We start from the raw sequence: 26,086 nt of genomic DNA, 5'->3' as shown, positions 1-26,086 counted from the left end.
AATTGTGCTGTATCGAATTCTCTAGTATAACTTGAGTTAAAAAATATGTTATTATACATACAGCATAGGAAAAAGAAGGGTTGAATTATGGCAGAACATCATTTTTATTTAAAAGCAGATTGGCCGGGCTATCGTAATGATGTCGGCACAATAGAGAGCGGAAATCTAAAAACAAAAATATCTATTCCACAAGAAATGGATGGACCTGGTGTAGGAACAAATCCAGATGAAATGTTACTAGGTGCTGCGGCCACATGCTTTATTATTACTCTAGCAGCAATGATGGAAAGAAGTCGGTTGGAGAAGGAAAGTTTAACATTGGAATCAGAAGCAGTGGTAGATGTGACAAACGGTATATTTACCTATCAAAAGATTATCCACCGCCCAAAAATTGTATTAAAAAAAGAGGCGACTGAAAAAGATATAAAGCTTGCAGTAAAACTAGCTCAAAAAGCAGAAGAAAGCTGTATGATTACAAGAGCTATTAAAGGGAATGTCGAAGTCAAGCTAGAGGAAACAATTGAGGTTGCATTGTAAGGAGGATAACCAGATGGCAAAACAACGGAAAAATGTACAAAAATCGAAACAAGATGATAAGCCCGTTACATTAGGGGATCTTTTGAACGAGCAATTAGCGAAACAGCTCAAAGATAAAAAGCACGAGCTTAAAGAACAAGAAGAAGCCAAGCTTAAAGCGGATGAAGAAAGAAAAAGAGAAGAGCGAAGACAAAAAGAGAAAAATAAAAGCTTTGAAGAACTATTAAACGAAAATTCGATGAACTGGAAGGACTTTAAATAAGAAGAAAAGGCTGAGACAAAACAAAATATCTAATGGGTAAAGACGAACAATCTCTCATTTAGTAGCGAAACCAATAAGTTGCCTAATTCTTTTCAAAAGTAAATATAATTAGTAGGAAAAACGGAGCAGACCGGATACACGTAGACTCCTATGGGAGCTGCGAGAAAGTCGCAGGAACTTAAGAAGCGAGGAGGCATGGCGCTCGCCCCATGGAAAGCGAAGTGTATTCAGTCTGCGGGTAATAAGCACAAATCTTCTTTCTTAAAATTAATAAAAAAACCAAACAATTATACGGAAGTTTTATCAATATCTGCATATGATTATTCGGATTTATATTTGGTTGGAATATTTTTGGCCCAGCCTCTTTTCTAATGGTTTATTTTATTACTGCCACTTTGGTGAATGCTTCTTCTTTTATATGACTATTTTCTGGGATAAGTAAAGCTTGGAATTCATTAAATAATATTTGAATTTCTGCTTGTTCATTGATCAAATCAATATTGATTTGATAATCTTGTTCGCTTTTATATGTCGTTATCTCCAGCCATTTTGTTGGATCATCATTACTTTGTAGATAGGTTGTTTTTAAATCGATGTATTTACGATAGATGTGGCTTACTTTTTCTTGTATGCGAAAATATTCCTCTAACTTATCCGGCATAATATGGTATTCATATACTTTTACATACATTTTCTCCCCGCCTTTAAAAAATATATCATTCTTTAGTTTGTTATCTTATTTTAGCATGTTTACAAAAACATTTAGTGCTATCTACAAAATCAAATATTATCACGATTTATCATTGAATTCTTTTATAACTTGTTTGTATAAATGTTTGCCTATCTATTATGATTGGGAAACTATTAGTAAATATGGTTCAATTTATTGGAGATGATAGAATGTTAGAATGGAAATTAAAGTATGGCAAAACGATAATTGAAAGGAAAATTCGTTATAATTCCACAATAGAAGAATATCAATGCAAACTTATTCACTCTGATAATAAAAAAATTACCCTCTTACATCAAGTGGAAAAACCATTTGAAATGGGGAAGGGGAAGGAAAAACTAGTTATTCCAAAAGGGACATACACGTTTGCCTATTACTGGTTGGATCAGCCATATAATTTATATTTTTGGAGAGAGGAAAATGGAAAGTATTTGGGAGCGTATTTTAACATTGTGAGAAAAAATAGCATTCAAAATAATATTGTCATGTTTGAAGATTTAATTATTGATGTAGTAGTTAAACCTAATCATATATATTATATTTTGGATCAAGAAGAATTGCCTCAGCCATTAGAAACATTTGAAAATGGATATGTTCAAACTGCATTACATGCATTGTTAAAGAGGAAAGATTGTATTATAGATGAGGTCAGTGCTGAAACAGCAAATTTTTATCCATTGTAAGTTAAAATATGTACTTGAATTTTTCTTTGCCATTCATTGTTCCTCTCTCTATAACGTTACTTGTAATTAATGAAGGAGGATTATTAAAAAATGACACATTCGATGAGACTTCGATTCCTAGCTTTGAACAAGTAATTAAATATGTTCAAAGGCTCTGTTTTGTGTATACAGAGTAAACGGGATTAGTCTGTCCTTTTTTAATAATCTTCATTGCATATTGGAAACAATCATTAGTGACCATTATTTCTATTGATGTATTCTTTCTTGTACAATATCAGTAACGACTGTGTTGTATGGATATGGAATGCTGTTTAAAAGGTAGATATTTCTACCTTTTTAAATTGCCTTTTTTATAAAAGGGCAATTTACTATAACGCTATCTTAAAAAGGTAGTTTTTCCCCTTTACTCTAGATCACAGGAAATTTGCCTGTGATTTTTTTATTGGAAAATAACCAATGGAGGGTAAAATAATGGAAAAAGTATTTCTTGAATTAGTGAATATAGAAGTTACGTATTTAGATCGGATTGTGTTAACAATACCAAGATTATCTGTACATCAGTTTGATCAAATTGGTATTGTAGGAAAGAATGGGACCGGTAAGAGTACCTTGCTAAAATTAATGGCAGGTAGGATTCCGACAGAGAAAGGACAAATAAATCGTTTTGTAGATTTCGCTTATTTTGATCAATTAAATTCACCTGAAACAAAGGAAGTTAAGTATGACTTAATCGGAAAACTTTCTATCCCTAAAACGAAAATAGAAAATTTTAGTGGGGAAAGTTAACGAGACTCAAAATAGCAGAGGGTTTCTCCAATTATCGAGAAGGCTTATTGTTAGATGAACCAACAACCCATTTAGATAAGTTAGGCAAACAATTCTTATTGGAAGAATTAGAGTACTATTATGGTGCGCTTATTCTTGTCAGTCATGACCGAAGTTTTCTTGATAAACTAGTGACGAAAATATGGGAAGTTGTGGATGGAATGGTGATTGAATATATTTAGATATTGATTGTATCGAAGCTTTAGAGCGATTTTTAAAAGCCTATGAAGGAACAGTCATTCTTGTTTCACATGATCAAGCATTTATAGAGCGTGTTGCAGATTATATTTATGAAATCGAAAATAAACAATTAGTTTTAAAGAAATTTCAATAGGACTTTAAACCATGATAAAAATTGTGTAAAAGAAATAGAATAGCTCGAAGCCATGTTTAAATAGAACAACAAAGGAGAAGAAGGTATTGAACTGTTCTCCTTTTCCTTTGTCTTATCTAATAGTCTAAATGCTTAAAATACAATAAATATTCTTTTTCGTTATGTTTTTTAATCTTATACTTGCGTAGGTCGTTTTCAAGTTTTTTTTGATCTTTGTTTTTATTACTAAGTTTTAAGACAAGCTGATAAAAAATTTCACTTAAAATGTATATAGTTCCAGCAGAACCTAATTCCAGCCCGAGTGTTTCCGTTTCTGAAAGCTGTGTTTTTGCTAGTTCCTCTATTTCTTTTTTATATTCCTCTTTAATTAAAATATGAGATTCTTTATTTGCAAAGGCCAGTAGTAAATCTTCTGTATTAAATACTTCAAAATAGGCATTTTCTTTTTCTAATTGTAAAAGTTCGTCCAACACTTTTCCTTCTGTTTTTGCAACTGTTTGGGCGATGGCTTGAATGGTTTTTACAGAATAGCTGCTAACTTTCTTTTTATTGACTGCAGAAAGTACTTGTTGGCTTAACCCAGTTTGTTTATAAACATCATAACGCTTTTTTTCATTTTTTTGTAAATAGACATCAAGTAAACTCATTATTAACCCCCTAAAGTACTAAAATATTATTTACTAAATAATATTTTAGTATAAATGGCTAATAATGTAAATGAATAATTGGAAATTTTAAGTTGTATAACCAAATTTTATTGTGATTACAATTTCCTTTGCTAAAATAAACAAATATAGGCATACAAGAAAAGATAACTTAAGAATTTTTTAGTAAAGGGGAATAAGAAGTGAAATTTGTTCTAATATTCGGGCCACAAGCAGTTGGGAAAATGACAGTTGGCCTAGAATTAGCAAAAATAACTGACTTAAAGCTATTCCATAATCATATGACAATCGATTTGGTTAGCACATTTTTCGATTATGGAACTACAGAGGGAAAGAGATTAGTTGAGCTGTTTCGTAATGAAATATTTGAAGCGGTATCAAAAAGTGATTTAGATGGCATCATCTTCACTTACGTATGGGCATTTGATATGAAAGAAGATTGGAATTATGTTAATCATGTATGCGAGCTGTTTGAATCAAGAGGAGGAACCATCTATTTCGTGGAGCTTGAAGCACAGATAGAAGAAAGAATCATAAGAAATAAAAGTCCCCAACGATTAGAGCATAAACCAACTAAAAGAGATATCGTTTGGTCTGAAAATAACTTGAAAACTTCGATGGAAAGATACCGTTTAAATTCTTGGCCAGGAGAAATAAATCAAAGTAATTACTTACGAATCAATAATACAAACATAAGTGCTGAAGAGGCGGCAAAGCGGATACAAGAACGATTTAATTTATGAATGCAAAAGCAAAAGATGAGTTTAATAGAAAGAAGTATTATCCATATCGGAAAGGAGGAAATGCTTGGCTATTTTCCATCAATTTGGCATTATTGCCAATTTCGATAAACAAGAAGCATACATTCATTATGCCCCTGATCATTATAAGTGTATTGCAGTAAATGATGATATGATAGAAGAGCTAAAAGAGCAATTAGCGATGATGAAAACATACTTCCATACATATAATAGACCTGCAAATGGTTTAGCATACTGGGGGATAACACTCATTCCCCCTGAATCGTTACCACTTTTTTTAGAAATTGTTTTGTCCAATAAAAACAGAAGAAAATCTAAGGAACATACAGATTTAGCTATAAAAATACTAGAAGCACAAGAAACAAAAAAATACATGATACACTATGGAATTTAAACTATAATGCATCATGTATTTTCGCCGTATTTCTATTTTAATCTTTTTTTGTTTGGGATAATGTTGGGACGTCAAGAAAAGAAAGGCCGAATGCAAAGCCAAGAGCTGTAAAAGAGAACGTAAAATCTTTATGCGAGGGAAGAAAAAAATAATTAAATAGATAACTAGTTAAGCTGAATAAGATAAATAGACAAACGAATTGCAATATTTTTCCCCTCAGTAATGACCAGCTAAATTTATTCTTCCACTTGATCGTCGCAATCCATAGTAAGTAAAAGATAAAACATATAATGAAAATAGAGTATCCAATAATAAAGTAATAGGTAAAAGTACTAGTAAAATCTTTATAGAAAATGAACAAAAGGATTCCCGTGCTTGCGAAAAATAAGAAATATAAAAAGACTGTTAACTTACTTGAAAATTTATTCATATTGCACCTTCTGATAGATTGTTTTTATCTTTTTCATTATTATTCATCCTTTTCTACCCAGAAAAATTCATCCAATGTTCAGTTAAGGACATAACTAAGATCAAGACAAAGTTTTACTTGAAAAGGGAGAATCGCTAAAAGACCCTCCCTTTTTAAGCAGATCTATATTTAGATTGTCTCGATTACTTCTTGCCATGTTGGAATGGAAGAAGCGGCTCCTTTTCGAGTTACTGCAATGGAAGCTGCCTTTGCTGCAATTTGCAAAGATTTTTTTATATCAGTATGCTGCGAAATTTGACTTAAAAAATAACCTAAGAAGGTGTCACCAGCAGCAGTAGTGTCGACTGCATCTACTTTATAGGATGGTTGTCTATGTTCTTGAACACTATCTTTATAAATCACGCCTTCTGTGCCTAAAGTTAACACTATTTTTAGCTGTTTGTTTAATGACAATAGTCTTTGAAAAATCTTGTCATTCATGTTTTCACCTGTAATTGCCTTTGCTTCTATTTCATTTAAAATTAAGTAATCAATTTTAGAAAAGCCTAGTTTGGTAATTGTTTCATTAATTGGAGATGGATTAAGGGCAATTTTTAATCCTTTTTTGTGTGCTTTTTCCACTATGTATTCTAAATCGTTGATTTCGTTTTGCAATAGCAGTAAATCGTCCTGCGAAAAATTCACTAGAACATCGTTAATTTGATCAATTGTTATTTCTTTATTTGCTCCGCCAAATAAAAGAATACAATTTTCCCCACTGGAAGAAACTTGAATAATCGCATGACCTGTTGTGGTCCCAGTTTCTTCAATCCAATCAATATTCACATTCGATTCAGATAAAATGTCTTTCAAGAATAGACCGTCTTTTCCAATCTTTCCCGTGTGGTAGACTTCTGCTCCAGCTTTAGCAAGCGCAATCGATTGATTTAACCCCTTACCTCCAGGAAATTCTTCATAATTCGTCGAAGACAATGTCTCTCCAGCAGAAACGAAATGAGGAACGGAATATACCTTATCAATATTTAAAGATCCAAAGTTTAAAATTTTCAAGCCATTCACCTCTGTAGTTTAACTTTTCTATAGAATATCATTGATTTTACTTTATATAAATGGGAGAAATTTGTTAAAGTTAGAAGTGAAGAGGAATTTTTAGGAAGTAATGTATAGTTCTTTACTTTATATGCATCTAGGAAAAGGAGTAATTATGCGAGTTGTCCGGCAATTTATAATAATAGCATTAATCTTTAGTGTGTTAAGTGGATGTGAGACGAAGAAGATTGAATATGCTAGAAATGCTAATGTGATAACCATTAAAAATCAATCAAAAATGGCCGCTGAAACTTCAACCTTCTTATTAAAACGAGAAGAATCCAAGCTTACACTTAAGAGTGCAAATAATAATGTACAAATAGAATTACCCTCTAAGGAGTCTGAAATTAAGAGCGTACAATTATCCTACGATCAAAAATATGCAGCAATGGATATCTGGGATAAAAAAGGACTAAGTGTATATGTAGTTAATCTTCAGTCGGGAGAAACACTTAATCTTATCGAAAAAATTGGAGATGAGGATAACTATATGGGGTATGAGCCTCCATTTGGGATTGCATGGTCTCCTAATGAAAATATAATTACTATGATAGGTGGCTACCCAGAAAGTGCCAGAGTGTATATGTATCATCTGGAAATGGTTGAATGGAAACAGTATTATACTGCTTCACTTATATACGAAAATATATATGGAGTGAAGTGGGGGCAGGATGGACAGAAATTATATTATCTAGTAGATTCTTTAGAAAATAAAAGTGAAAAAACAGTAAATAGTACAGAAATAGAAGTAGATCATACTTTAATTGGTGGAACTATAGAAGAATATGAGCTTAGTAACGAAGAAATTATGAATGATTGGTTAGATACTGAAAGGGAGTACCGATAAACGATTTAAAAGGGGGTAGCAGTGAAATGACGCATGTATTAATTATTGGCGGCACAGGAATGCTTGTTGAGGTATCTAGATGGCTAGCTGAACAAGAAGGCTACAAAATATCTATTGTTGGGAGAAACCCTGTTCCTATGAATAGATTAGTAGATAACTTGAATGCTAAAACGAAAATAACTCCATTATTGGTTGATTATACAAATTCTACTGTATTTAGAGAGATGTTAAGTTGGACCATTCAACAGAATGGGCCAATTGATTTGGTTGTTGCATGGGTTCATTCTATAGGGGAAAATACATTGAATATAGTAAAGGACGAAGTTTCTAAGGATGGACATAAATGGTGTTTATTCCACATTATTGGTAGTAGTTCAGATTTATCGGAAGTAAAGAAGGAAATAGCCATTCCAGAAAATTGCAGCTATTATCAGATTCAACTAGGTTTCATTTTGGAAAAAGACCATTCAAGATGGCTAACACATGAAGAGATTTCAGATGGGGTAATCGAAGCCATAAAAAATAAAAGGGAGAGAAAAATAATAGGCGTAATCGACCCATGGGATAAAAGACCATAAAATTTATCCCACTCAAAAAGCTCAGTAAGACCAAACGGCAATCTGGAGAAAATCACTCTCTCGTAATGAATCGTCCGATAAATGCACTAATCATCAGTGGAGGAAGAGGAAAATCCAACTGATGGAAGTTCCGTTATTAAATAATAAACAGGAGGAACCAATATGACAGAAGATTTCTATTGTGACGAGGTTCTTAGCGGAAAAACAACGGTTAGAAAAGTTATGGAAACAGAAAATGTCTTAGCTTATTATCATACAAAACCCTTCTATCCAATCCATATCGTTACTATTCCGAAAAAACATATCGCTTCTCTAATTACTTTAGAAGAAGCGGATAATAATTTACTATTGGAGCTTTTTGGTGTTATAAAACAAGTGGCTGCTACAGTAACTCAAGAGCATGGTGCATGCAGAGTTATTACCAATATCGGGAAGTATCAAGATTCAAAACATTTACATTGGCATATTGTTCATGGTAACCCACTAAAATAAATAGAAAAATCTCAATAAATCTATAGGAAAAGGGCCTTTCTAAAAAGACCCCTTCTTTGTTAATCTAGTGTATAAATTGAATGGAATAGTTGGTGTTAAAAAAGGAGTCTCTTCCTTAAAAAATAAGGAAAAGGTGAATATTAGTGCGAAATAGAGGTTCTGTTGTCATTATAGAAGAGAATAAAGTTTGTTTAATAAAAAGAGTAAGAGAAAGTTCGACTTATTATGTTTTTCCAGGTGGAGGAATCGAAAAAGAATAGAAACCAGAGGAAGCAGCTATACGGGAAGCATTCGAAGAGTTAGGTGTAACGGTTGGAATAAGAGAATGTCTAGCGGAACTAGAGTATCAAGGAACTCAATATTTTTTCTTAGCGAATGTAGTTAGTGGAACGATTGGATCGGGAAAAGGGGAAGAATTTACTGATCGTAATCAAGATCGTGGTACTTATTTGCCGATGTGGGTAAAAATAGAGGATTTAACGGCTATTGATGTAAAACCAAGAGTGATAGCAAACAAAGTGGAGGATTTATTTGCTAGAAAAAGAATTTTCTTGTAAAAATGACCTTTATTTTAGAAGGTCATTTTTACTATTAGTATCTTAATTATTCAATTATTTTATAGAGGTAATGGTATTGTTTTTGAAGGTAATTAGGAGGTAGAATCCAGACATGTTATTGAAAAGTTTAGGAAAAAACATATATATTAAACAGCCTGAATGGAGGGAACTTGCGTTTGTTGAATGGCTTTGGGCAGACAAAGATACTATGATAGACGTTGGTGGTACGGTTGATTTTAAGGAAAGTCGTAAAGTCGAATGGTATCGTCGTATGGTTCAACCGACTGATAAAAGAAACCTTTATTACCTTATTTATACATATGAAGATATTCCAGTTGGGGAAGTAAGTTTCCATCGATTTGACAAAGAAAAGGGTTTAGCAGAATTGAATGTAAAAATTGCATATAAGTATCGTAGGAAAGGTTATGCAAAAGAAGCTATTAGTCTACTATTAAACTATTATTTTTACGAATTTAACGGTGAGGTAATGGTTGACCGAGTCGCTAAAAATAATATACCAGGGCAAAAACTTCTAGTAGATTATGGATTTACTTATGAAGATGTTAGTGAGCCAGATATAGTTTTGGTTAAATTAACAAAAGAAGATTTTATAAAATTATCTATTTAAAATAAAGAAATCAGTAGGGGAATAACATGAAAATAGAACTGCGTACATTTAAAGAGAAACAAATAAAAGCCAGTGAAGTGATGGAGCTTTATAAAGATGCTGGGTGGTGGAATGAAAGAACGGAGCAAGATATGGAAAAAATGTTATCCCAAGCATTAGCGGTAGGCGCATGGAAAAATAATACGCTTATAGGCTTTGCAAGAGCTATATCAGATGGGATTTTTAGAGCTTATATTGAAGATGTAGTTATTCATAGCTCTTATAATAGAAAAGGAATCGGTACTCAACTTATTGATAAATTATCAAAGGAATTGTCTGATATAGATGTAATTAGTTTATTTTGTGAGGAAGATTTAATTACCTTTTACAGCAAAAATGAGTTTAAGAAAAGCAAGTCACAGTTTGTATTGCATAAAGTTAAGCGATGAAAAGGTATAATTTTATTGTACTTATTCATTATCGGAATAATCGAAATTTTTTTTTTACAGAGAGCAGGACGGAAGAAATAAAGCATAAGTTATTAATCTATATTAGGAGATATATTAAACATGGACTGTCCAATATTTGATACACTAGATTATTTACGGTTAGGGAACGAAAAGCAACAACATGCCTATTTAGCATTAAAGAAACTAAATATATACGAAATTTTACATCCTTATACGCCTATCCTATGTGGAACGATTCCAATTGGCGTGGATATAGATAGTTCCGACTTAGATATAATCATGGAAGTCCATGAAGTTGAAACTTTTAAACAAATTGTAACCGAGCATTTTGGTAAAATGAGAAATTTCAGCTTAAAAAGTTTAATGATTAGAGAAGTGGAAGTAACAAAAGCAAATTTCTTTTTTGAAGGATTCGAATTTGAATTATTTGGTCAACCAATTCCTGTTAAACAGCAATATGCCTATCTACATATGATAATTGAACATGCGATTTTAAAACTGGATCCGTCAGTAAAAAAGGAAATCCTTTCACTAAAGAAACAGGGATACAAAACAGAACCGGCTTTTTGTAAGGTACTAGGGTTAAAAGGAGATCCTTATCTTTCACTGATCCAGTATGGGAAAGTGAAGAGGTTCATTTAAATATGGGCGAAAAAGGGAAGGGGACATACAGTGGAAAGACAAATGATCGGTGAATATAAGTTTTATGCATCTAGTAATGAACTACAAGATAAAGAGAAAATTGTAATTCTTTATCATGGGTGGGGTGGATCTTCAAAAGGTTACATGGAGTTGGCAGAAGAAATGGCCAAAGAAGGATTTATCGTTTTAATACCTGATATCATCTATCATGATGAAAGAAAACCATTGGAAAATCACTTTGATTCCATCGTTACACGAAAGTACTTTTGGAATACAGTTCTCCAGACTATTGATGAATTTGATGAGTTTGTGAGAGTAGTAGGGTTAAAGAAGAAAAATATTATTTTAGTAGGTAATTCTATGGGTGGGTTCATTGCAAATGGTATCTTTGCAATGAATCCAAACATAAGTGGCTTAGTAAGTATAAATGGATCTGGTTCATTTGTACTTACCGAAAAAACATTTCGCCTGCGGGATAAAAGAGAAGGGATGACTCAAGAAGAAGAGAATCAATTAAAGAAATATGATCCAATGGACAAACCGAGCAGTTTATCGCCTGTTCTTCTTATGCATGGGGATAGTGACACCATTATACCGATCGAGGGACAAGAAAACTACTATAAGTATCTTACTCAAGAAGAAAAACGCACTAATATAGAATGGGAAATTTTTAAGAAGGTAAATCATGAATTTACTCCAGCCATGATGGAGAAATTAATAGGTTGGTTAAAATCAATATAGTTTTTAAAGGAAGAGGGATCCGATGGAATTAATCTTTATACGTCACGGGGAGGCAGAACATACGCTTGATCTACCAACTAGTCTAAAAATGAGAAATCCTTCTCTCACCAAGAAAGGAATGGACCAAGCGAATGTGTTAAAGGAGAACTTTCCTTTAACACATGAGGATATTGTTTTCATTAGTCCTTTGGTACGAACTATGCAAACAGCATTGCTTTGGAGTGAGGGGATTCATTGTAGAAAAATAGTAACTCCTTATATTTCACCAAGAATGTTCCCTATCTTACCTAATAAGCAGACATTACCATGTGATGAAATGATGGGAAAGGAGAGAATAATAGATTTATTTCCTTCCTATGAACTAGATGTCAATGCTCCCTTTTCATTATGGCATGAGGGATTTAATACTGTAGTAGAAGAAAAATTTAGAAAATATGCAGAAGAATTTTTATCAAATTGCAGCCAGTTACAAAAAGAGAAAATCTATATTGTATCTCATGATGGCACAATAACATCCTATCGCCAGTTACTATTAGGCAGAGAATTAAGCAGAGACGATTTTCCTAAAGAGGCCGGCTGGTTTCGGATAAATTGTTAAAATGGGATGTATGTGAAATGTCGATAAAAAGAAAATTCGGGAACTATAAAGGCGGGGATCGGATACTAGAAAAACAATATGCTCAAGAATTTATAAAAACAGAGGAGTTTACAGGTTATGTATCTTTATTTCACACAATTAAAATAATAAAACCATTACGGAAAAGATATAACCAAAAAGAGGTTTGTATTCTCGGAAATGGCTATATGTGGCTACACCAGTATCCTCTCCATAAAAATCACGCCATCACTACGATGTTTAATAAAGGCTGTTTTCTAAAGGATTGTTGTTTTTTCAATAGGAAAAATGAATTATTTGGAAAAATGGAGCAGCCGGAATACACGAAGACTCCTGTGGGATTAGTGAGACAGTCTGAGATCCAGCAGGCCAAGCGGCTCAGATTCTTGGTAGGAAGAAAAGAAGCATATTGGAGAATGCGGTAATTCCTCAAGGTATGCTAATGAAACCCGTATAACATTACAAGCGTTCTCAAGCTAATCAAGAAATAGGGAGGATGAGTTAAGGTGTCAGTTAATTTGGATACAGAAAAAAAACTGCAACAGTTTTTTTCTGAAATAGAGTATCAAACTATTGTTGACTTGAAAGTTAATTATCTTAAAGAAACTATTTCCCTTAAATTAATAAGTGTTAATAATGCTGAATTAATCAAAATTAATATTATATTTAATCAAGTCATGTCTTATTATATTTATCAAGAACCAGAGTATGATACGTATAGATTAAATGATTTTGATGAAAATTCCAATTTGCTACTAACTGAATCAAGCTATTTTCCACAAGGATTTGGTAAAATTAAGATTGAGAGTCTTAATAGTGAATTAAAAGAAATAGAAACACTTTCATCTACAACAAATTTCTATTTTCAAGTTAATAATAAGGACTACTTCTTTATCGAAGCAAACTCCGTAAGTATAAATGGTAAAGAGTATAGAAACTTGATTGTAGATGATAAAGAATTAAAGAAACCATTAGGTTGAAAAAATTTACCATTACTAGCTAGGAATGTTTAAATGACTCTAGCTTTTTCTCCTGCTAAATAAATGACCAACTTTCTTTTTGGGTTTAATCCAAAAGGAACAGGTTTCAGTATTTACTTGCTTGATCTATGGGTTGAAGATGTTGTAGAAAGAGAACGATATAACTCATTGATGACTTTCAGTTCAATAGCATCAACTTCCCCAGTTATTCGCATCCGCTGAGTTGTATAGGCGATAGCCATGCCTTCATAAAAGCGTTGCTTCTCTGCAGAATCACTGCTTTTTGCATGTTCTTCACAAACGGAAATTAACTGATCTAATTCTGCCAGCAAATCTTGAAAAGAATTATCTGTCATAATAAACACCTCTGTTTCAAATATATGGACGATAATATTTATAGAATGAATACAAGTGTACAAATTATTTAAAACGAACTAAATTCCTTTTTCTTGTTTAAGTTTGTTATTAATTGAGGGATTTCAATTAGTTCATCAATAATAAAATTAGTTTTCGCACCATTCCACTGGTCATTTCTTTTCCAGACTGTCTCCATTCCTGCTTGTTTTGCGGCAATAATATCATTTTTAGGATGGTCACCGATAAAGATACATTCTTTCGGTGTCATATTTAATTTCATCATAGCACGTTGAAATATTTGTTGATCTGGCTTTTTCATCCCTTCCCATTCTGAAATAAGAATCACCTCAAAATAGGATTTGATTCCAAGGGAGAGAATATTATCCATTTGAAATCTACCATTTCCATTCGAAATAATTGCTAGCTTAAGATGATTTTGTTTTAGTTGCTCTAGCATTTCGACTAGCCTAGGAAAAGGGAGGCAATCTTCTTTAAAATAAGTGAGATAATCTTCAAGAAGGTCTTCTGAAGTTAATCCTTTTATCTGATAGTCTTCAACTAGTTGCGTATAAACTTTATCTTTCCAGACATAGCCATGGTTATCTAATTCAATAAATCGTTCACAATAAGTTCGTTTGGAAATAGGAGAAAGAAACTTCTCCAATCTGTCATATTGTTTTACTATAAACTGTTTTACCGATGCATCTCTATCAAGCATCGTTCCATCCAAATCAAAGAAAGCGGCTTTAATCACTGTTTTCATAACCCACCTTTCATCCTAGATAGTTATATTTTCTTTGAAAAAGAAAGAAAATCCTTCCTAATTAAAGGATTTTCATATGAGAAGGCGAGTTTGAATATATATATTTTAGTTTAGGCTGTTTTCTAAAGGAATGTTGTTTTTTAATAGGAAAAACAATTAGTTGGAAAAATGGAGCAGCCGGAATACACGAATGCTCCTGTTGGATTAGCGAGACAGTCTGAGACCCTGCAGAAATGTAGTGACCCCAAAAAATTAGACATATATTTTTTTGAAAATACTTTTAGTTATATTTTCTTCAAATAAACATAGCTTACTTTTTCATATTCCATCTTCTCTTCATAAAAACGATGGGCATCGATACGTTGTAAACCAGAAGATAAAGACACGATAGGATAGTCATTGTCGATGGCCCACTGTTGAACATAGTCTAATAATATTTTTCCATGACCTTTTGAACGATGTCTGCTATCTGTAATTAATTCACAAACCCATATAAATTTGCCATTGTATAAGGTGATCATGGGCATATATCCACAAAGGGCAACGATTTCCTTTTGATTGCAAAGGGCAATCATACGGTATCCTTCTTTTTGAACCGATTCAGACACTAATGCAAGATATGTGTCCAAATCTAATTGTGTTCTTAATTGCTTCATAACTGGAAATGCTGATTTCCATTCTTCCTCTGTAGTCAATTCTTTCATGAGTAATTGTTCATTTATCATATCTATTCCTCCATTTCTAATCTTTAATGTAATTGGAATTTGGTATAATCTAAAGTATCAGATTTTATCTTTTTAATGGTATCAGTTGAATAGGGGGGATTAGTTAGTGTTAGAATTAACACCCATTTTACAGAAAGATAGTAGGGAGCCGCTTTATATTCAATTAGCTGAATTTATTAAACAAGAAATTATGAATAAACATATTTTACCTAATGAAAAATTACCTTCAAAAAGAAAGTTATCAACTCATTTGCAGCTAAGTTTAAATACGGTTCAAGCAGCCTATGATCAATTATGCGCAGAAGGATATGTAGAAAGTATTCCGAGAAAAGGATTATTTGTTTTGAACATTGATGAAGAATATAGCTATCAACTAGGTAAAGAAATCCCATATGTGGAAAAGAAGAAAGAACAAATGAAACAAGTTAAAATGGATTTCAACTCAGGTAAGGTGGATACTAAATGTTTTCCTTACAATAACTGGAGAAAACTATCCATGCAATCCATATATGAAGATCAAAATTCATGGTTTACAAATGGAGATCCACAAGGAGAGCTAAACTTAAGAGAACAAATTGCCAAGCATTTGTATGAGGCAAGAGGGGTGCATTGTTATCCGAATCAAATTGTAATAGGGGCAGGTACGCAAGTATTAATTGGATTACTTGTTTTATTGTTAGGAAGGGATAAAATATTTGCACTTGAAAACCCTGGCTATCACCGAGTTAGAGTGGTTTTACAGGATATGGGGATATCAACAATCCCTATTCCTATTGATGAAAATGGTATGGAGGTTTCTCATCTCAATAAAAGTAAAGCAAATGTCGCCTACGTAACTCCGTCTCATCAATTCCCATATGGAATGATTATGCCAATTACACGCAGATTTGAATTATTAAATTGGGCAGAAAGAAATAATGGCTTTATTATAGAAGATGATTATGACGGAGAATATCGCTATAAAGGAAAGCCAATTCCTGCGCTTCAAGGACTGGATACAAACAATCGGATTATTTATTTAGGGACCTTCTCAAAATCATTAATCCCTTCCTTGAGAATCAGCTATGCTGTTTTGCCAGAGCCCTTATCTAGTGTATATCAGAATCATTTCACGGTTTATAAGCAAACTGTTTCTCGTATGCACCAAGATACATTGTACCGGTTTATTAAAGAAGGCTATTGGAATAGCCATTTAAACAAAATGAGAACATTATATCGAAAAAAGCGGCAAGTATTACTCCAGGCTATTCATCGATATTTAGATAGAAATGTAGAAGTGATTGGAGAAAATGCTGGACTTCATATTGTTTTAGAAGTGAAGACTGATTGGAGTGAAGCTAGATTAATTGAAAAAGCATTGGATTTTGGAGTGAAAGTATATCCTATGTCTCCGTATTATTTTCAAAATAACTATCCCGGCAATCCTAAAGTAATTATAGGATATGGCGGATTGACAGAATTGGAAATAGAAGCAGGGGTAGAATTGTTAATGAAGGCTTGGGAGTTAGTCTAGAATAAGGAGCAATCTGTGTCTCCCCTAATCAAAGAAGGCTGGGACATAAGTATTTCAGCCCAAGTTAAAACCAAACAATTACACGAAATTTCGTACGATTGTTTGGTTTTTTAATTAACTTGTAAAAGCTGTTTCAGTTGTTATCACCCGCAGCCTGAATACACTCCGCTTTCCGTGGGGCTCGCGCTGAGCCGCTTCGGCCTTTGGCCTGCAGGGTCTCAGGCTTTCTCGCTATTCCTACAGGAGTCTCCGTGTATTCAGGCTGCTCCATATTTCCTACTAATTCATTTTTTTCTTGAAAAAACAATATTTTTTTAGGAAATAGGCTTTAAAAACGGAGTGAAATGGAGCGGAAGACACTCGACTCCCGCGGAAAGCGAGTGACTGCAGCGCAATGGAACGAATTATTTTTTAAAACTTGATTATATTTAAAATCATAAATAACTAGTATCAAAACTTAGCCTTTATTTAAGAGCTACATTAGAGATTGTTCGTCTTTATAGAGTGGCTATTTAGTTTTGTCCCAGCCTTAATTACTATTTTTAATAGGATGAACTTTAAGCTTATTCCAAATAGATTGCCAATTCTTATTTCCTATTCGTGCCTCATAAATAGCAACCCGTTCGTTCGTTTCTGTAAAATAAGGAGTAGGTTTTAACACTAAGTTAATTACATCATCAATTCCACAAGGAGCAGTAAGTACTAAATTGTTATCATTATCTAGCATTACTCCAAGAGCGGTTGCCGTTTCTGGGAATTTGGAAATGGCATCTTCAGAGGATCGATAAGGTGGTAAATTATTAACGATATGCATTCTAGCTTGATTTTTGACAGACCAAGGGATTGCAGGCATTAAATAAAATAGCTTCTTCTCTAATTCCTTTTCGTACTTCTCATCTATTCTAGTAGGATCAAAATAAATCACATCTACATCAGGTATACTAGTCCGTTCATTAAAACCATGTAAGAAATCCCATATTTTTGATCGGACAAAACCAGCACATATCCACCAGTCAGGTAAATTTAAAGTACTAGTAGCTTTTATAATCTCCATCATTATTTTATCCTTTTTAATGATATGAAGGATCGATTCTTCACTCTGTAACATGCTAATTCCTCCTCTATTTATTTGCGAACGTATATTCTTATTTTGACATCCGTTTTTGAGAGGAGTTTTACTTTATCCCACACTTAATGGACAGTAAGACTCCCCCCTCAAGCTTATGAGAATACGAGGAAGATAGGTGGAAATCAACTGTCCGTAAAGGTCTTGGGTATGAAAGAAAACCTCCACTGATGGAAGTTTCATTTATGTTGTTTTTATCAAAGATTTTCCTTCTAGATTATTCTCATCATCCCATTCCGATTGTATGTTATAAAGGAGTATGAGTTAACTCTTTCTATCGATAACTATCATGAATAGGCGCAAACAAATCCTCAGCAGCTTCACGAACGATGGAAAAATGATCGACATTATAATGACCGTGTAATATCTTATTATGATGTTTAATGATTTTTTCTGCAGGAAGAATGGTAGAGTCAGTTGTGGAATGTCCGTTACCAACTAATGTTACATCCATCTTGTTTACTGTTGCTGTCCGGACAGCAGTATCAATACAATAAGGTGTTTCACAGCCCATAATAACAAGATGATTTATACTTTTTGATTGCAAATACTCTAATAATCCTGTCCCATAAAAGGCATTAGTAGCATATTTATCAAAGATTTTTGCTTCAACAGGGACATTCAAATCGGAATGAATTTGAAATCCAGGACCTTCCCCTCCAGCAACATCTTTATCTCTTACGAAAATAACTTCTACTTTTGTTTTATTTGCCTTTTCAATAACTAGATTAATTGTCTCTAATAATCCAGTTTTATTATAAATCTCATTTGTTTGCTCATTGCCATCAACAAGCTCTTGTTGCACATCAATAATTAATAATACTTGATTCAATCGAAAAACCCCTTTTTATATAAAATAATGGTAGATAATTTGAACCGCAGTTTCATTCTTAGATGTAGTATTCCGGATTAACCCCCGAATTTTGGACAATAACTCTCTTATTCTTTCATTTCCTCAGTTTTTTATTTTATAGATTTCTTTCATTATTCTTCAAAAAGGCCATGTTGCTTGACATGGAGCCTCTGCGGGCATGATTCTCCTGCCAAGAAGCCAGCTGTTTTACAACATTGGCATCGCCGAACGAGGCTATCATGCCCGCCACTCCAAATCAAGCTGATGCTTTGAATGAATACATCCATTACACCCGAACCTCCTTGATCACCAATGAATCTTGTTTTTGATAGAATTCCTTTGGTGACAAATCTAGTATACTAGAATGCATACGTCTCTCGTTGTAGAACTCCATAAAATTCATGACTTCTTGATATGCTTCTGTGTAGGTTTCAAACTGCCATCTGGATAGGCAATCGTCCTCAAAAATGCGATGGAAAGACTCAATATGAGCATTCATATTTGGTGTTCTTGGTGGAATTCTTTCGTGCTCAATTTTGGAATCTTCACAAAACTTTTCAAAAGTATGGGAAATAAACTGCGGTCCATTGTCTGTTCGGATTACAGGTTTTTCCAATTCATCATATTGTTGGCGTTTTAATAATGCCCTTTTCAGTGTCTGTTTGACATCATCTCCAGTGCAGCTTAATCCCATATGATAGGTAATGATGCCCCTGTCATAAACATCGATGATGGACATGACAAAGAAAAAGCGATCCTCACCTTCGATAAAGCCATATTTAATGTCAGCTTCCCATAGCTGATTAGATCTTGTAATAATGCGATTTCTTGCTAGTTTCCTAGGGTATGAGACTTTCTTTTGGCGCTGTGGGCGTAAGATGCCCAATTCTTTACAAATCCGGTATACTTTTTTCTTGTTAATTTTAAGTTTGTATTTTCGCCTTAAGACCTTAGTGAGTTTGCGATAACCATAGTTATAGCAATCACCGGCAATCTCTTCTAGTAGAAATTCTTTAATCTGTTCGTCTGATATCTTTTGACCGTCCTCTTGGATCGAATAACCTGGTGCTGGACGTCCCTCACTTACTTTTTTCTCCTCAACACGATAATTCTTTTGATAATAGTATGTGGATCGAGGAATACCTATGATTTTAAGCACCTTTGAAATCGAGTAGCCTTTTTGAATCCATTTGTTAGCTACTTCATGCTTTTCAGCAAGTGAGGGTTTTTCTTTTTTATAAGATCCCTCAGGATCGCTATTTCAAGGTCTTTTTCACCTAATAACATTTTAAGTTTTTCATTTTCTTTGGATAATTCTTTGGAGTCTATATCTGGCAGCACAGCCACATCTACTTCACCAAATTTACCATCTTTGTATTCACGAACCCAGCGACTAACCATATTGGGATTCAGATCATACCGGCGAGCTACAAGGGTATTCTTCCCTGTGTCTTGGGCTTCCTTGATGACTTGTAATTTAAATTCTTTAGAATGTTTTATTCGTTTCATGATGTCAGCCTCCTTGGTACATTAAGCAGTATAATAAATATTACTCTTATTGTCCAAGTTCATTTTGGGGCTTATGAGATTCGTTATTGATGAGGGATTTTCCTTTTTTGGAATAGTAGAGATAGAAGAGTGAATGGCGAAATGGTTTTATAACTTCTTAAAGGTTACAAGCTCTTTATTCCTAATATTAATTTAATCGCATTTCGTTCTTTTTTCCCTTTTTTAAACCCTTCTTTTGAATCGATAATAATCACTGTTTTTCCAATCCAAATTCTAGTATAGAGAGAGTGAAGTTTAATAGGTCTCTTAATTCCTTTTTCTTCAAACTCTAATCCATTCTTTAATTCAGTTTCAGTGCGAATAAGCCATTTGTTGCCAATACCAAATTCGATGTATTTCAAAGAAATTCCTCGTTTCTATTATTCTCGTAAAATAAAGGAGCTTGTATAGACATGATTACTATTTTTCTAAAAGGCTAGGTGGAAATCGTTGTTCATAAGCAGAATAGAATGCCACTTTTTCGAAAGAAGAGGGCAAAACCAGTGTTCATAAACAAGATGAACGCCACTTTTCCGATAGAAGAGGGCAAAACCATCGTTCATGATCAAGATGAACGCCACTTTTTCAAAAGAAGAGGGCAAAACCATCGTTCATAAACAAGATGAACGCCACTTTTCCAAAAGAAGAGGGCAAAACTAGCGTTCATAAACAAGATGAACGCCACTTTTCCAAAAGAAGAGGGCAAAACTGGCGTTCATAAACAAGATGAACACCACTTTTTCAAGAGAAGAGAGTAAAACTAGCGTTCATAAACAAGATGAACACCACTTTTTCAAGAGAAGAGAGTAAAACTAGCGTTCATAAACAAGATGAACACCACTTTTTCAAGAGAAGAGAGCAAAAGTAGCGTTCATAAACAAGATGAACGCCACTTTTTCAAGAGAAGAGAGCAAAAGTAGCGTTCATAAACAAATAAAAAACAATATAATTTACTCATCTCGATCTTTATACTAATTATACCAATTATAAGAGACATAACTAAATAGATACTTTGTAAAGACAAACAATCTCTCATTTAGCTAGTAAATAGCGGCTGCTTGCGCATACTTTTTACAATAGGAAATATAATTAGTTCGGAAAACGGAGCAGCCGGAATATACGAAGACTCCTGTGGGATTAGCGAGACAGTCTGAGACCTCGGAGGCTCAGCGCGAACCCCGCGGAAAGCGAAGTGTATTCCGGCTGTGGGGAATTGCACCAAACTTCATGGAAACAACCTTTTAAAAATAATTAAAAAAACCAAACAATTATACGGAACTTTCATTAGTATGTTCGTATAATTGTTTGGTTTTATCTTTGGCTGGAATACTTTTGTCCCAGTCTCTTCAAGCAACTTGTTTAGAAATAAACATATATTTTATTAACGATGTGCCTCATAAACCGATGCTTTCGAAACCTTTTGAATAAACGCTAATTCTTCCGCTGTTAATGGGGCACTATTCACGGCATTTGCATTGGCGTGAAGCTGTTCTACAGAGCTTGCACCTGCAATGATACTAGCAACAGCGGGCTGAGCTAAGTTGTATTGAATTGCTGCTTCTGTAAGTGTCCGCTTATCTAAGAATTTTTGTTCTAGTGTTTGCAAAACTTCTTTCAGTTCTTCACCAGAATAATTTAGATAGCCTTTTTCTGTTAGCTTATCACGGTACTTAGGGCTTAAAAGACCTTTTGCAACAGGTCCGCGCGTAACGACACTAATATTGTTTTCAGCGAGTAATGGGAGTACTTCTTCTTCTGGGCGCCTGTCTAAAATGCTAGATTGCATCATAACAGAAACAATAGAAGAACGTTTGACATATTCGCGAATGACATTGGGACGAATCGAAGAAATTCCGTAATAAAGAATAACTCCTTCGTCTTTTAATTCCTCAAATGCTTCAATTGTTTCCTCAATTGGATCTTCCATCATACCGCCGTGTAACTGATATAAATCAATGTAATCTGTGCCTAGTCGTTTTAGGCTTGTTTTAACTTGTTCTTTAATATAGGCTTTGCTTGCATCCCATGACCAGCCATCTTTTCCTTCTTCCCGCTTATTTCCTACCTTTGTTGCAATTATAATATCTTCTCGGTTGTTCTTGAAAAAACGACCTAGTAATTGCTCATTTTTTCCTTGATCATATAAATCGGCTGTGTCAAAATAATTAATTCCTTCTTCAAGTGCTGCTTCTAAAATCGGAAAAGCGGTTTTTTCATCGGTACCAAGACTCATACATCCCAGACCTAGTTTAGAAACAAATAAGTTAGAACTGCCTAATTGTGACTTTTGCAAAATGGAACACCTCTCCACTTAAGATATCTCTTATTGTACGAAAGATGAAGTTTATTCACAAAGAAAATGGCTTATTTTTTCGAACTGTTCGAATTTGCGTTTATCCAATCTTTTACATAGGTAAATTCAGTTTGGTATTTTTTAAGAATATAGCGGATTTCCCAAGGCTTCCCTGTTAAAACAATTCCCTTTTCGCGAATATATACTTTCAAGCTTCCCCAATCCTTTCCATTGAACAGAAATGAAGTATAATAATCTATATGTGAGAGCTTTTGCTTAATAGAACAGGAGTGGGTTAAATGAGTACATTAGAAGAAAAAACGTTAAAAACAGAGCATATTTTTAGTGGGAGAATTATTCAAGTGCAAGTGGATGAGGTAGAATTGCCAAATGGAAAAACATCCACACGAGAATTAGTGAAGCATCCTGGAGCAGTTGCGGTAATAGCCATAACAGAAGATAACAAACTTGTAATGGTAGAACAATATCGCAAGCCCCTAGAAAAAGTAATTGTCGAAATCCCGGCTGGAAAATTAGAAAAAGGAGAAGAACCAGCTCTTTGTGCAAGAAGAGAATTAGAAGAAGAAACGGGATATGATTGCAAATCTTTAGAATTGGTAAGTTCCTTCTATACTTCACCAGGTTTTGCTGATGAAATCATTCATGTATATGTAGCAAAAGGTTTAACGAAAAAAGAAGATGCAGCTGGACTGGATGAAGATGAGTTTGTGAATGTATTGGAAATCACATTGGATGAAGCATTGGAACTAATCAAGGAGCAACGAATTTTTGATGCAAAAACGATTTTTGGGGTACAATATTTACAAATTGCCCAATTAAAGGAGTAAGAATGAAGTCTTTTTACACTGATTTACATATCCATATTGGTAGAACAAAGAGTGGTAAGCCGGTAAAAATTACAGCATCACGTAATCTTACCTTAACCTCTATCATTGAGTATGCAAGCAAACAAAAGGGGCTTGATATGATTGGCATTATTGACTGTCATTCCCCTGAAGTTATTTTGGAAATGGAAGAGTTAATAGAGCATGGGAAGATGATGGAATTGCCTAACGGTGGGGTTAGGATGGAAGAAATTACGATTATTCTTGGGTCAGAGCTCGAAATATACGATTCTTCTTGCAAGGGGCCAATCCATGTATTATGCTATCTCCCGACTTTAGCTAAAATGAAGGAATTCTCGAATTGGATCGCGCGCCATATGAAAAATGTAACATTAAGTTCTCAACGCCTTTATATCAGCGGAAAAGAACTACAGTCTAAAGTAAAAGAACTAAATGGGCTTTTCATCCCAGCGCATGTATTTACGCCATTTAAAAGTTTATATGGAAGCGGTGTTTATCGATCCTTAAAGGAAGTGTTGGATGAGCAAATGATTGATGGGATCGAGCTTGGTTTGAGCTCCGATACGGAGATGGCTGATCAAATTACAGAATTACACGCTTTTTCTTTTATAACAAATTCAGATGCCCATTCCTTAGAAAAAATTGCACGAGAATATCAAGTAATGGAGATGGAGGAAGCTTCTTTTTCGGAATTCGCAAAAGTCCTTCATCAAGTAGAAGGAAGACGAATCGTTGCGAATTTTGGGCTAGATCCGAAATTGGGTAAGTATCATGAAACAGTTTGTATGAAATGTTACGCTCCTTTTTCAGAAACGAAAGGCATATGTAGTGAATGTGGGAGTCATAAATGGGTGAAGGGGGTAGCTGCAAGGATTACTGATTTAAAAGACGCTACTTCTACACCTAATAGACCACCCTATATTCATCAAATACCGTTAGAATATATACCTGGCTTAGGAAAAAAAACGCTACAAAAATTACTGGATTACTTTTCTACAGAAATGCAAATAATCCATGAAGCCCCATATGATAAGTTAGTGGAAATCATCCCAAAGAAAGTAGCAGATTATGTTGTTGCAGCAAGAACGGGAAGGTTAAACTTGCAAGTGGGCGGTGGCGGAAAATACGGCAAAATAAGGGTAGATAAATAGGGCAGATTTATTTTTCAATTAAGTCGTTTTCGTGAATTTAGGCTGCTCCGTATTTCTATATATTAAGTTTGCCTATTGAAAATATAATGTTCTTTTTGAAAACAGCTCTAAATTAAAAATCCCACAATCAAATATTCGTGGGATTTTTGGCATTATGTCAAAGAATATAGACAAATATCTCTTAATTCCTGCGTATCGGCACTAAGTGTTTCATTTTTCAATAGACCATCCAATGAAAAGCCGAGTTTTTCCGGAATAGCTCGGCTTTTTATGTTTGTAGAATCAACGCGAATCTCTATTCGATTAGCCTGAAGTGTTTCTTTTGCAAGCTTAATTAACGCTTTAGTACTTTCTGTAATATAACCATTTCCTGTATGGGCTGAATCGCACCAATAGCCAATTTCAAAAACGCGGACTTTCCAATCAATAGAATGCAGCCCAGTTGAACCGATAAACTCATTGGTTTCCTTTAAATAAATATGTAATCGTAAATCCTCTCTTAAAATATATTTAGCATACGATTCTCGTACACCTGCTTCGACTTCCTCTAATGATTGCTCCTTGTTAGCAAAAACCATCCAAGGTTTAAAGGCATCCTTTGACCGCTGAATACTTTCATAGACGTCCTTGCCATCTCCGGGCATACATGGCCGTAACACTAATCTTTCTGTTTCGATTGTTTCTGGTAAATCTATTAAAATCGGTTTCATTACTCTCACCTCAAATGTTAATCTATCATATCTTCGTTATAAAAAACATAATAATCGGATAATTTTTTCATTTCTATTAATAATAGATTTGTAGTCATATGCCTACCTTTCGTGCATAAACATAAACTAACAGACTTGGCGGGAGGAAAGGCAATGAAAAAGAAAAAATATCAGAATATCCTAGTGACTCATATCCGTGATCATTCCTCAATTTATTTATTTATCATTGTATTGTTTTTAATGGGGGTTATTTTTGGAGCAATTGTAGTGAATAGTTTGTCTCTCTCCCAAAAGGAAGACCTCTACTATTATTTGACACAGTTTTTTGGACAGGTATCAAATGGACAAGTAGCGGACAGCAAAAATTTATTTTTTCAAAGCTTTTCGCATAATAGTAAATATATTGGCTTTATTTGGCTTTTAGGGATATCTATCATCGGGCTGCCCATTATTTTAATCCTCCTATTTATTAAAGGGATGGTAGTTGGTTTCACCGTTGGCTTTTTGGTCAATCAGATGGGATGGCATGGCTTTTTACTGTCATTTGTGTCTGTTTTGCCACAAAATCTAATTGTTATTCCAATTTTTATAATTTCTGCTACACTATCAGTAGCGTTCTCTTTTAAAATGATTCGCCAACAATTCATGAAGAAAAAGGGAGAACCAATGTTGCCACTGTTTGCTAGATATACATTTCTCCTTATGATTGCATTTGTGGTAATTGGAATAGCAGCCGCAGTCGAGGCGTATATTTCACCACTTTTAATGAAAGCAGTCATTAATATGGTACAATCGAGTATTATCGTGGTGCCTTTTTTATAGAGAAGCTTGTTCACTCGTTCATTTAGAATGGTTAAAAAAACCGACGAGAGTTATTGTAAGTTAATAATTATTATTAATTGTTATTTATAATAATTTTTATTAGGATTCTTTTCCTACTT

35 protein-coding genes and 2 pseudogenes are annotated in these 26,086 nt (G+C 33.9%); 22 read left to right on the top strand and 15 right to left on the bottom strand.

All coding sequences use genetic code 11. The features are described from left to right. Positions 1 to 87 precede the first annotated feature (87 nt). Positions 88 to 537, top strand: coding sequence for an OsmC family protein (locus HHU08_RS15325; protein WP_016203225.1), 450 nt, complete (start codon positions 88 to 90; stop codon positions 535 to 537). A gap of 13 nt (positions 538 to 550) precedes the next feature. Beyond that, positions 551 to 799, top strand: coding sequence for a YqkE family protein (locus HHU08_RS15320; RefSeq protein ID WP_101730913.1), 249 nt, complete (start codon positions 551 to 553; stop codon positions 797 to 799). A gap of 376 nt (positions 800 to 1,175) precedes the next feature. Here the strand turns inward: HHU08_RS15320 and HHU08_RS15315 are convergent, their stop codons facing one another. Beyond that, positions 1,176 to 1,490 (bottom strand): hypothetical protein, encoded by a 315-nt coding sequence (locus HHU08_RS15315; protein ID WP_169188808.1) that lies wholly within the window; start codon positions 1,488 to 1,490, stop codon positions 1,176 to 1,178. 209 nt (positions 1,491 to 1,699) lie between these two features. Between HHU08_RS15315 and HHU08_RS15310 the strand changes: the two genes are divergently transcribed. The 3 genes and pseudogenes from HHU08_RS15310 to HHU08_RS26035 form a co-directional block, all read left to right on the top strand. Further along, positions 1,700 to 2,212, top strand: coding sequence for a DUF402 domain-containing protein (locus tag HHU08_RS15310; protein WP_226752676.1), 513 nt, complete (start codon positions 1,700 to 1,702; stop codon positions 2,210 to 2,212). A gap of 90 nt (positions 2,213 to 2,302) precedes the next feature. After that, the gene (locus tag HHU08_RS25985; RefSeq protein WP_145999722.1) at positions 2,303 to 2,347 is read left to right on the top strand and encodes an erythromycin resistance leader peptide; all 45 of its coding nucleotides are present in this window, start codon (positions 2,303 to 2,305) and stop codon (positions 2,345 to 2,347) included. 336 nt (positions 2,348 to 2,683) lie between these two features. Continuing rightward, positions 2,684 to 3,213, top strand: a pseudogene (locus HHU08_RS26035) (ATP-binding cassette domain-containing protein); the annotation flags it as partial. A 274-nt stretch (positions 3,214 to 3,487) separates the two neighbouring features. On the opposite strand, the gene HHU08_RS15295 reads toward HHU08_RS26035, so the two are convergent. Then, on the bottom strand, positions 3,488 to 4,018 hold the full coding sequence (locus tag HHU08_RS15295) for a helix-turn-helix domain-containing protein (protein ID WP_016203221.1): 531 nt from the start codon (positions 4,016 to 4,018) through the stop codon (positions 3,488 to 3,490). A gap of 200 nt (positions 4,019 to 4,218) precedes the next feature. On the opposite strand from HHU08_RS15295, the gene HHU08_RS15290 reads away from it, so the two are divergent. Further along, the gene (locus tag HHU08_RS15290; protein WP_016203220.1) at positions 4,219 to 4,779 is read left to right on the top strand and encodes an AAA family ATPase; all 561 of its coding nucleotides are present in this window, start codon (positions 4,219 to 4,221) and stop codon (positions 4,777 to 4,779) included. Positions 4,780 to 4,843: 64 nt separating this feature from the next. Beyond that, positions 4,844 to 5,191 (top strand): hypothetical protein, encoded by a 348-nt coding sequence (locus HHU08_RS15285; protein ID WP_016203219.1) that lies wholly within the window; start codon positions 4,844 to 4,846, stop codon positions 5,189 to 5,191. Between the two features lie 598 nt (positions 5,192 to 5,789). Here the strand turns inward: HHU08_RS15285 and HHU08_RS15280 are convergent. Beyond that, complete coding sequence (locus tag HHU08_RS15280) at positions 5,790 to 6,680, bottom strand: ribokinase (RefSeq protein ID WP_254415379.1); 891 nt, start codon at positions 6,678 to 6,680, stop codon at positions 5,790 to 5,792. Positions 6,681 to 6,780: 100 nt separating this feature from the next. On the opposite strand from HHU08_RS15280, the gene HHU08_RS15275 reads away from it, so the two are divergent. The 11 genes and pseudogenes from HHU08_RS15275 to HHU08_RS15225 all read left to right on the top strand — a co-directional run bounded on the left by HHU08_RS15275 (position 6,781) and on the right by HHU08_RS15225 (position 13,240). Continuing rightward, positions 6,781 to 7,557 carry a hypothetical protein gene (locus HHU08_RS15275; RefSeq protein ID WP_169188807.1) on the top strand — a complete coding sequence of 259 codons (777 nt, stop codon included), beginning with the start codon at positions 6,781 to 6,783 and terminating at the stop codon, positions 7,555 to 7,557. 26 nt (positions 7,558 to 7,583) lie between these two features. Beyond that, the gene (locus HHU08_RS15270; RefSeq protein ID WP_169188806.1) at positions 7,584 to 8,135 is read left to right on the top strand and encodes a short-chain dehydrogenase; all 552 of its coding nucleotides are present in this window, start codon (positions 7,584 to 7,586) and stop codon (positions 8,133 to 8,135) included. A 162-nt stretch (positions 8,136 to 8,297) separates the two neighbouring features. Then, positions 8,298 to 8,627 carry an HIT domain-containing protein gene (locus tag HHU08_RS15265; RefSeq protein ID WP_169188805.1) on the top strand — a complete coding sequence of 110 codons (330 nt, stop codon included), beginning with the start codon at positions 8,298 to 8,300 and terminating at the stop codon, positions 8,625 to 8,627. Positions 8,628 to 8,902: 275 nt separating this feature from the next. Further along, positions 8,903 to 9,184 (top strand): annotated as a pseudogene (locus HHU08_RS15260) (DNA mismatch repair protein MutT); the annotation flags it as partial. Positions 9,185 to 9,296: 112 nt separating this feature from the next. Beyond that, positions 9,297 to 9,812 (top strand): GNAT family N-acetyltransferase, encoded by a 516-nt coding sequence (locus HHU08_RS15255; protein ID WP_169188804.1) that lies wholly within the window; start codon positions 9,297 to 9,299, stop codon positions 9,810 to 9,812. A 38-nt stretch (positions 9,813 to 9,850) separates the two neighbouring features. Further along, positions 9,851 to 10,240: a GNAT family N-acetyltransferase gene (locus tag HHU08_RS15250; RefSeq protein WP_169189698.1), complete on the top strand. Its 390-nt coding sequence runs from the start codon at positions 9,851 to 9,853 to the stop codon at positions 10,238 to 10,240. 120 nt (positions 10,241 to 10,360) lie between these two features. Continuing rightward, positions 10,361 to 10,903 (top strand): DUF4269 domain-containing protein, encoded by a 543-nt coding sequence (locus tag HHU08_RS15245; RefSeq protein ID WP_016203206.1) that lies wholly within the window; start codon positions 10,361 to 10,363, stop codon positions 10,901 to 10,903. Positions 10,904 to 10,933: 30 nt separating this feature from the next. Beyond that, entirely contained in the window at positions 10,934 to 11,644 is a 711-nt protein-coding gene (locus HHU08_RS15240) for an alpha/beta hydrolase family protein (RefSeq protein WP_254415375.1), read from the top strand. Positions 11,645 to 11,666: 22 nt separating this feature from the next. After that, positions 11,667 to 12,242, top strand: coding sequence for a histidine phosphatase family protein (locus HHU08_RS15235; RefSeq protein WP_169188803.1), 576 nt, complete (start codon positions 11,667 to 11,669; stop codon positions 12,240 to 12,242). 17 nt (positions 12,243 to 12,259) lie between these two features. After that, positions 12,260 to 12,685, top strand: a complete 426-nt coding sequence (locus tag HHU08_RS15230; protein WP_169188802.1) for a hypothetical protein — start codon at positions 12,260 to 12,262, stop codon at positions 12,683 to 12,685. 81 nt (positions 12,686 to 12,766) lie between these two features. Further along, positions 12,767 to 13,240, top strand: a complete 474-nt coding sequence (locus tag HHU08_RS15225; RefSeq protein ID WP_101730925.1) for a YxiG family protein — start codon at positions 12,767 to 12,769, stop codon at positions 13,238 to 13,240. A gap of 113 nt (positions 13,241 to 13,353) precedes the next feature. Here the strand turns inward: HHU08_RS15225 and HHU08_RS15220 are convergent, their stop codons facing one another. The 3 genes from HHU08_RS15220 to HHU08_RS15210 all read right to left on the bottom strand — a co-directional run bounded on the left by HHU08_RS15220 (position 13,354) and on the right by HHU08_RS15210 (position 15,085). Continuing rightward, positions 13,354 to 13,596 carry a hypothetical protein gene (locus HHU08_RS15220; RefSeq protein ID WP_205835624.1) on the bottom strand — a complete coding sequence of 81 codons (243 nt, stop codon included), beginning with the start codon at positions 13,594 to 13,596 and terminating at the stop codon, positions 13,354 to 13,356. 68 nt (positions 13,597 to 13,664) lie between these two features. Continuing rightward, positions 13,665 to 14,360 (bottom strand): HAD family hydrolase, encoded by a 696-nt coding sequence (locus tag HHU08_RS15215; protein WP_016203200.1) that lies wholly within the window; start codon positions 14,358 to 14,360, stop codon positions 13,665 to 13,667. 284 nt (positions 14,361 to 14,644) lie between these two features. Further along, the gene (locus tag HHU08_RS15210; protein ID WP_016203199.1) at positions 14,645 to 15,085 is read right to left on the bottom strand and encodes a GNAT family N-acetyltransferase; all 441 of its coding nucleotides are present in this window, start codon (positions 15,083 to 15,085) and stop codon (positions 14,645 to 14,647) included. Positions 15,086 to 15,191: 106 nt separating this feature from the next. Between HHU08_RS15210 and pdxR the strand changes: the two genes are divergently transcribed. Further along, positions 15,192 to 16,598 (top strand): MocR-like pyridoxine biosynthesis transcription factor PdxR, encoded by a 1,407-nt coding sequence (gene pdxR / locus HHU08_RS15205; RefSeq protein ID WP_169188800.1) that lies wholly within the window; start codon positions 15,192 to 15,194, stop codon positions 16,596 to 16,598. 529 nt (positions 16,599 to 17,127) lie between these two features. Here the strand turns inward: pdxR and HHU08_RS15200 are convergent. The 8 genes from HHU08_RS15200 to mciZ form a co-directional block, all read right to left on the bottom strand. Further along, positions 17,128 to 17,706: a nucleotidyltransferase family protein gene (locus HHU08_RS15200; protein ID WP_169188799.1), complete on the bottom strand. Its 579-nt coding sequence runs from the start codon at positions 17,704 to 17,706 to the stop codon at positions 17,128 to 17,130. 292 nt (positions 17,707 to 17,998) lie between these two features. Beyond that, entirely contained in the window at positions 17,999 to 18,556 is a 558-nt protein-coding gene (locus tag HHU08_RS15195) for a cysteine hydrolase family protein (RefSeq protein ID WP_169188798.1), read from the bottom strand. A gap of 136 nt (positions 18,557 to 18,692) precedes the next feature. Then, positions 18,693 to 18,818, bottom strand: a complete 126-nt coding sequence (locus HHU08_RS25515; RefSeq protein ID WP_263479876.1) for a hypothetical protein — start codon at positions 18,816 to 18,818, stop codon at positions 18,693 to 18,695. Between the two features lie 45 nt (positions 18,819 to 18,863). Next, positions 18,864 to 19,763 carry an IS3 family transposase gene (locus HHU08_RS15190; protein ID WP_040344397.1) on the bottom strand — a complete coding sequence of 300 codons (900 nt, stop codon included), beginning with the start codon at positions 19,761 to 19,763 and terminating at the stop codon, positions 18,864 to 18,866. Between the two features lie 11 nt (positions 19,764 to 19,774). Continuing rightward, complete coding sequence (locus HHU08_RS25980; protein WP_016205489.1) at positions 19,775 to 20,086, bottom strand: transposase; 312 nt, start codon at positions 20,084 to 20,086, stop codon at positions 19,775 to 19,777. A 164-nt stretch (positions 20,087 to 20,250) separates the two neighbouring features. After that, positions 20,251 to 20,487, bottom strand: a complete 237-nt coding sequence (locus tag HHU08_RS15185) for a DUF3977 family protein (RefSeq protein WP_016203195.1) — start codon at positions 20,485 to 20,487, stop codon at positions 20,251 to 20,253. 1,019 nt (positions 20,488 to 21,506) lie between these two features. Then, entirely contained in the window at positions 21,507 to 22,418 is a 912-nt protein-coding gene (locus tag HHU08_RS15180; protein ID WP_101730929.1) for an aldo/keto reductase, read from the bottom strand. Between the two features lie 71 nt (positions 22,419 to 22,489). Further along, a complete protein-coding gene (gene mciZ, locus HHU08_RS15175; protein ID WP_016203194.1) occupies positions 22,490 to 22,630 on the bottom strand; it encodes a Z-ring formation inhibitor MciZ in 141 nt (46 codons plus the stop codon). Positions 22,631 to 22,717: 87 nt separating this feature from the next. Between mciZ and HHU08_RS15170 the strand changes: the two genes are divergently transcribed. Further along, a complete protein-coding gene (locus HHU08_RS15170) occupies positions 22,718 to 23,266 on the top strand; it encodes an NUDIX domain-containing protein (protein WP_016203193.1) in 549 nt (182 codons plus the stop codon). Positions 23,267 to 23,268: 2 nt separating this feature from the next. Continuing rightward, positions 23,269 to 24,435 (top strand): endonuclease Q family protein, encoded by a 1,167-nt coding sequence (locus HHU08_RS15165; RefSeq protein WP_016203192.1) that lies wholly within the window; start codon positions 23,269 to 23,271, stop codon positions 24,433 to 24,435. 152 nt (positions 24,436 to 24,587) lie between these two features. Here HHU08_RS15165 and HHU08_RS15160 read toward each other — a convergent pair whose 3' ends face one another. Beyond that, complete coding sequence (locus tag HHU08_RS15160; RefSeq protein ID WP_016203191.1) at positions 24,588 to 25,145, bottom strand: GNAT family N-acetyltransferase; 558 nt, start codon at positions 25,143 to 25,145, stop codon at positions 24,588 to 24,590. 153 nt (positions 25,146 to 25,298) lie between these two features. On the opposite strand from HHU08_RS15160, the gene spoIIM reads away from it, so the two are divergent. Beyond that, positions 25,299 to 25,967 (top strand): stage II sporulation protein M, encoded by a 669-nt coding sequence (gene spoIIM, locus HHU08_RS15155; protein WP_016203190.1) that lies wholly within the window; start codon positions 25,299 to 25,301, stop codon positions 25,965 to 25,967. Positions 25,968 to 26,086: the final 119 nt, after the last annotated feature.

The sequence above is a fragment of the Niallia alba genome (genome assembly GCF_012933555.1).
GTDB lineage: Bacteria > Bacillota > Bacilli > Bacillales > Cytobacillaceae > Niallia > Niallia alba.
This window is presented reverse-complemented; position numbering and strand designations above follow the sequence as displayed.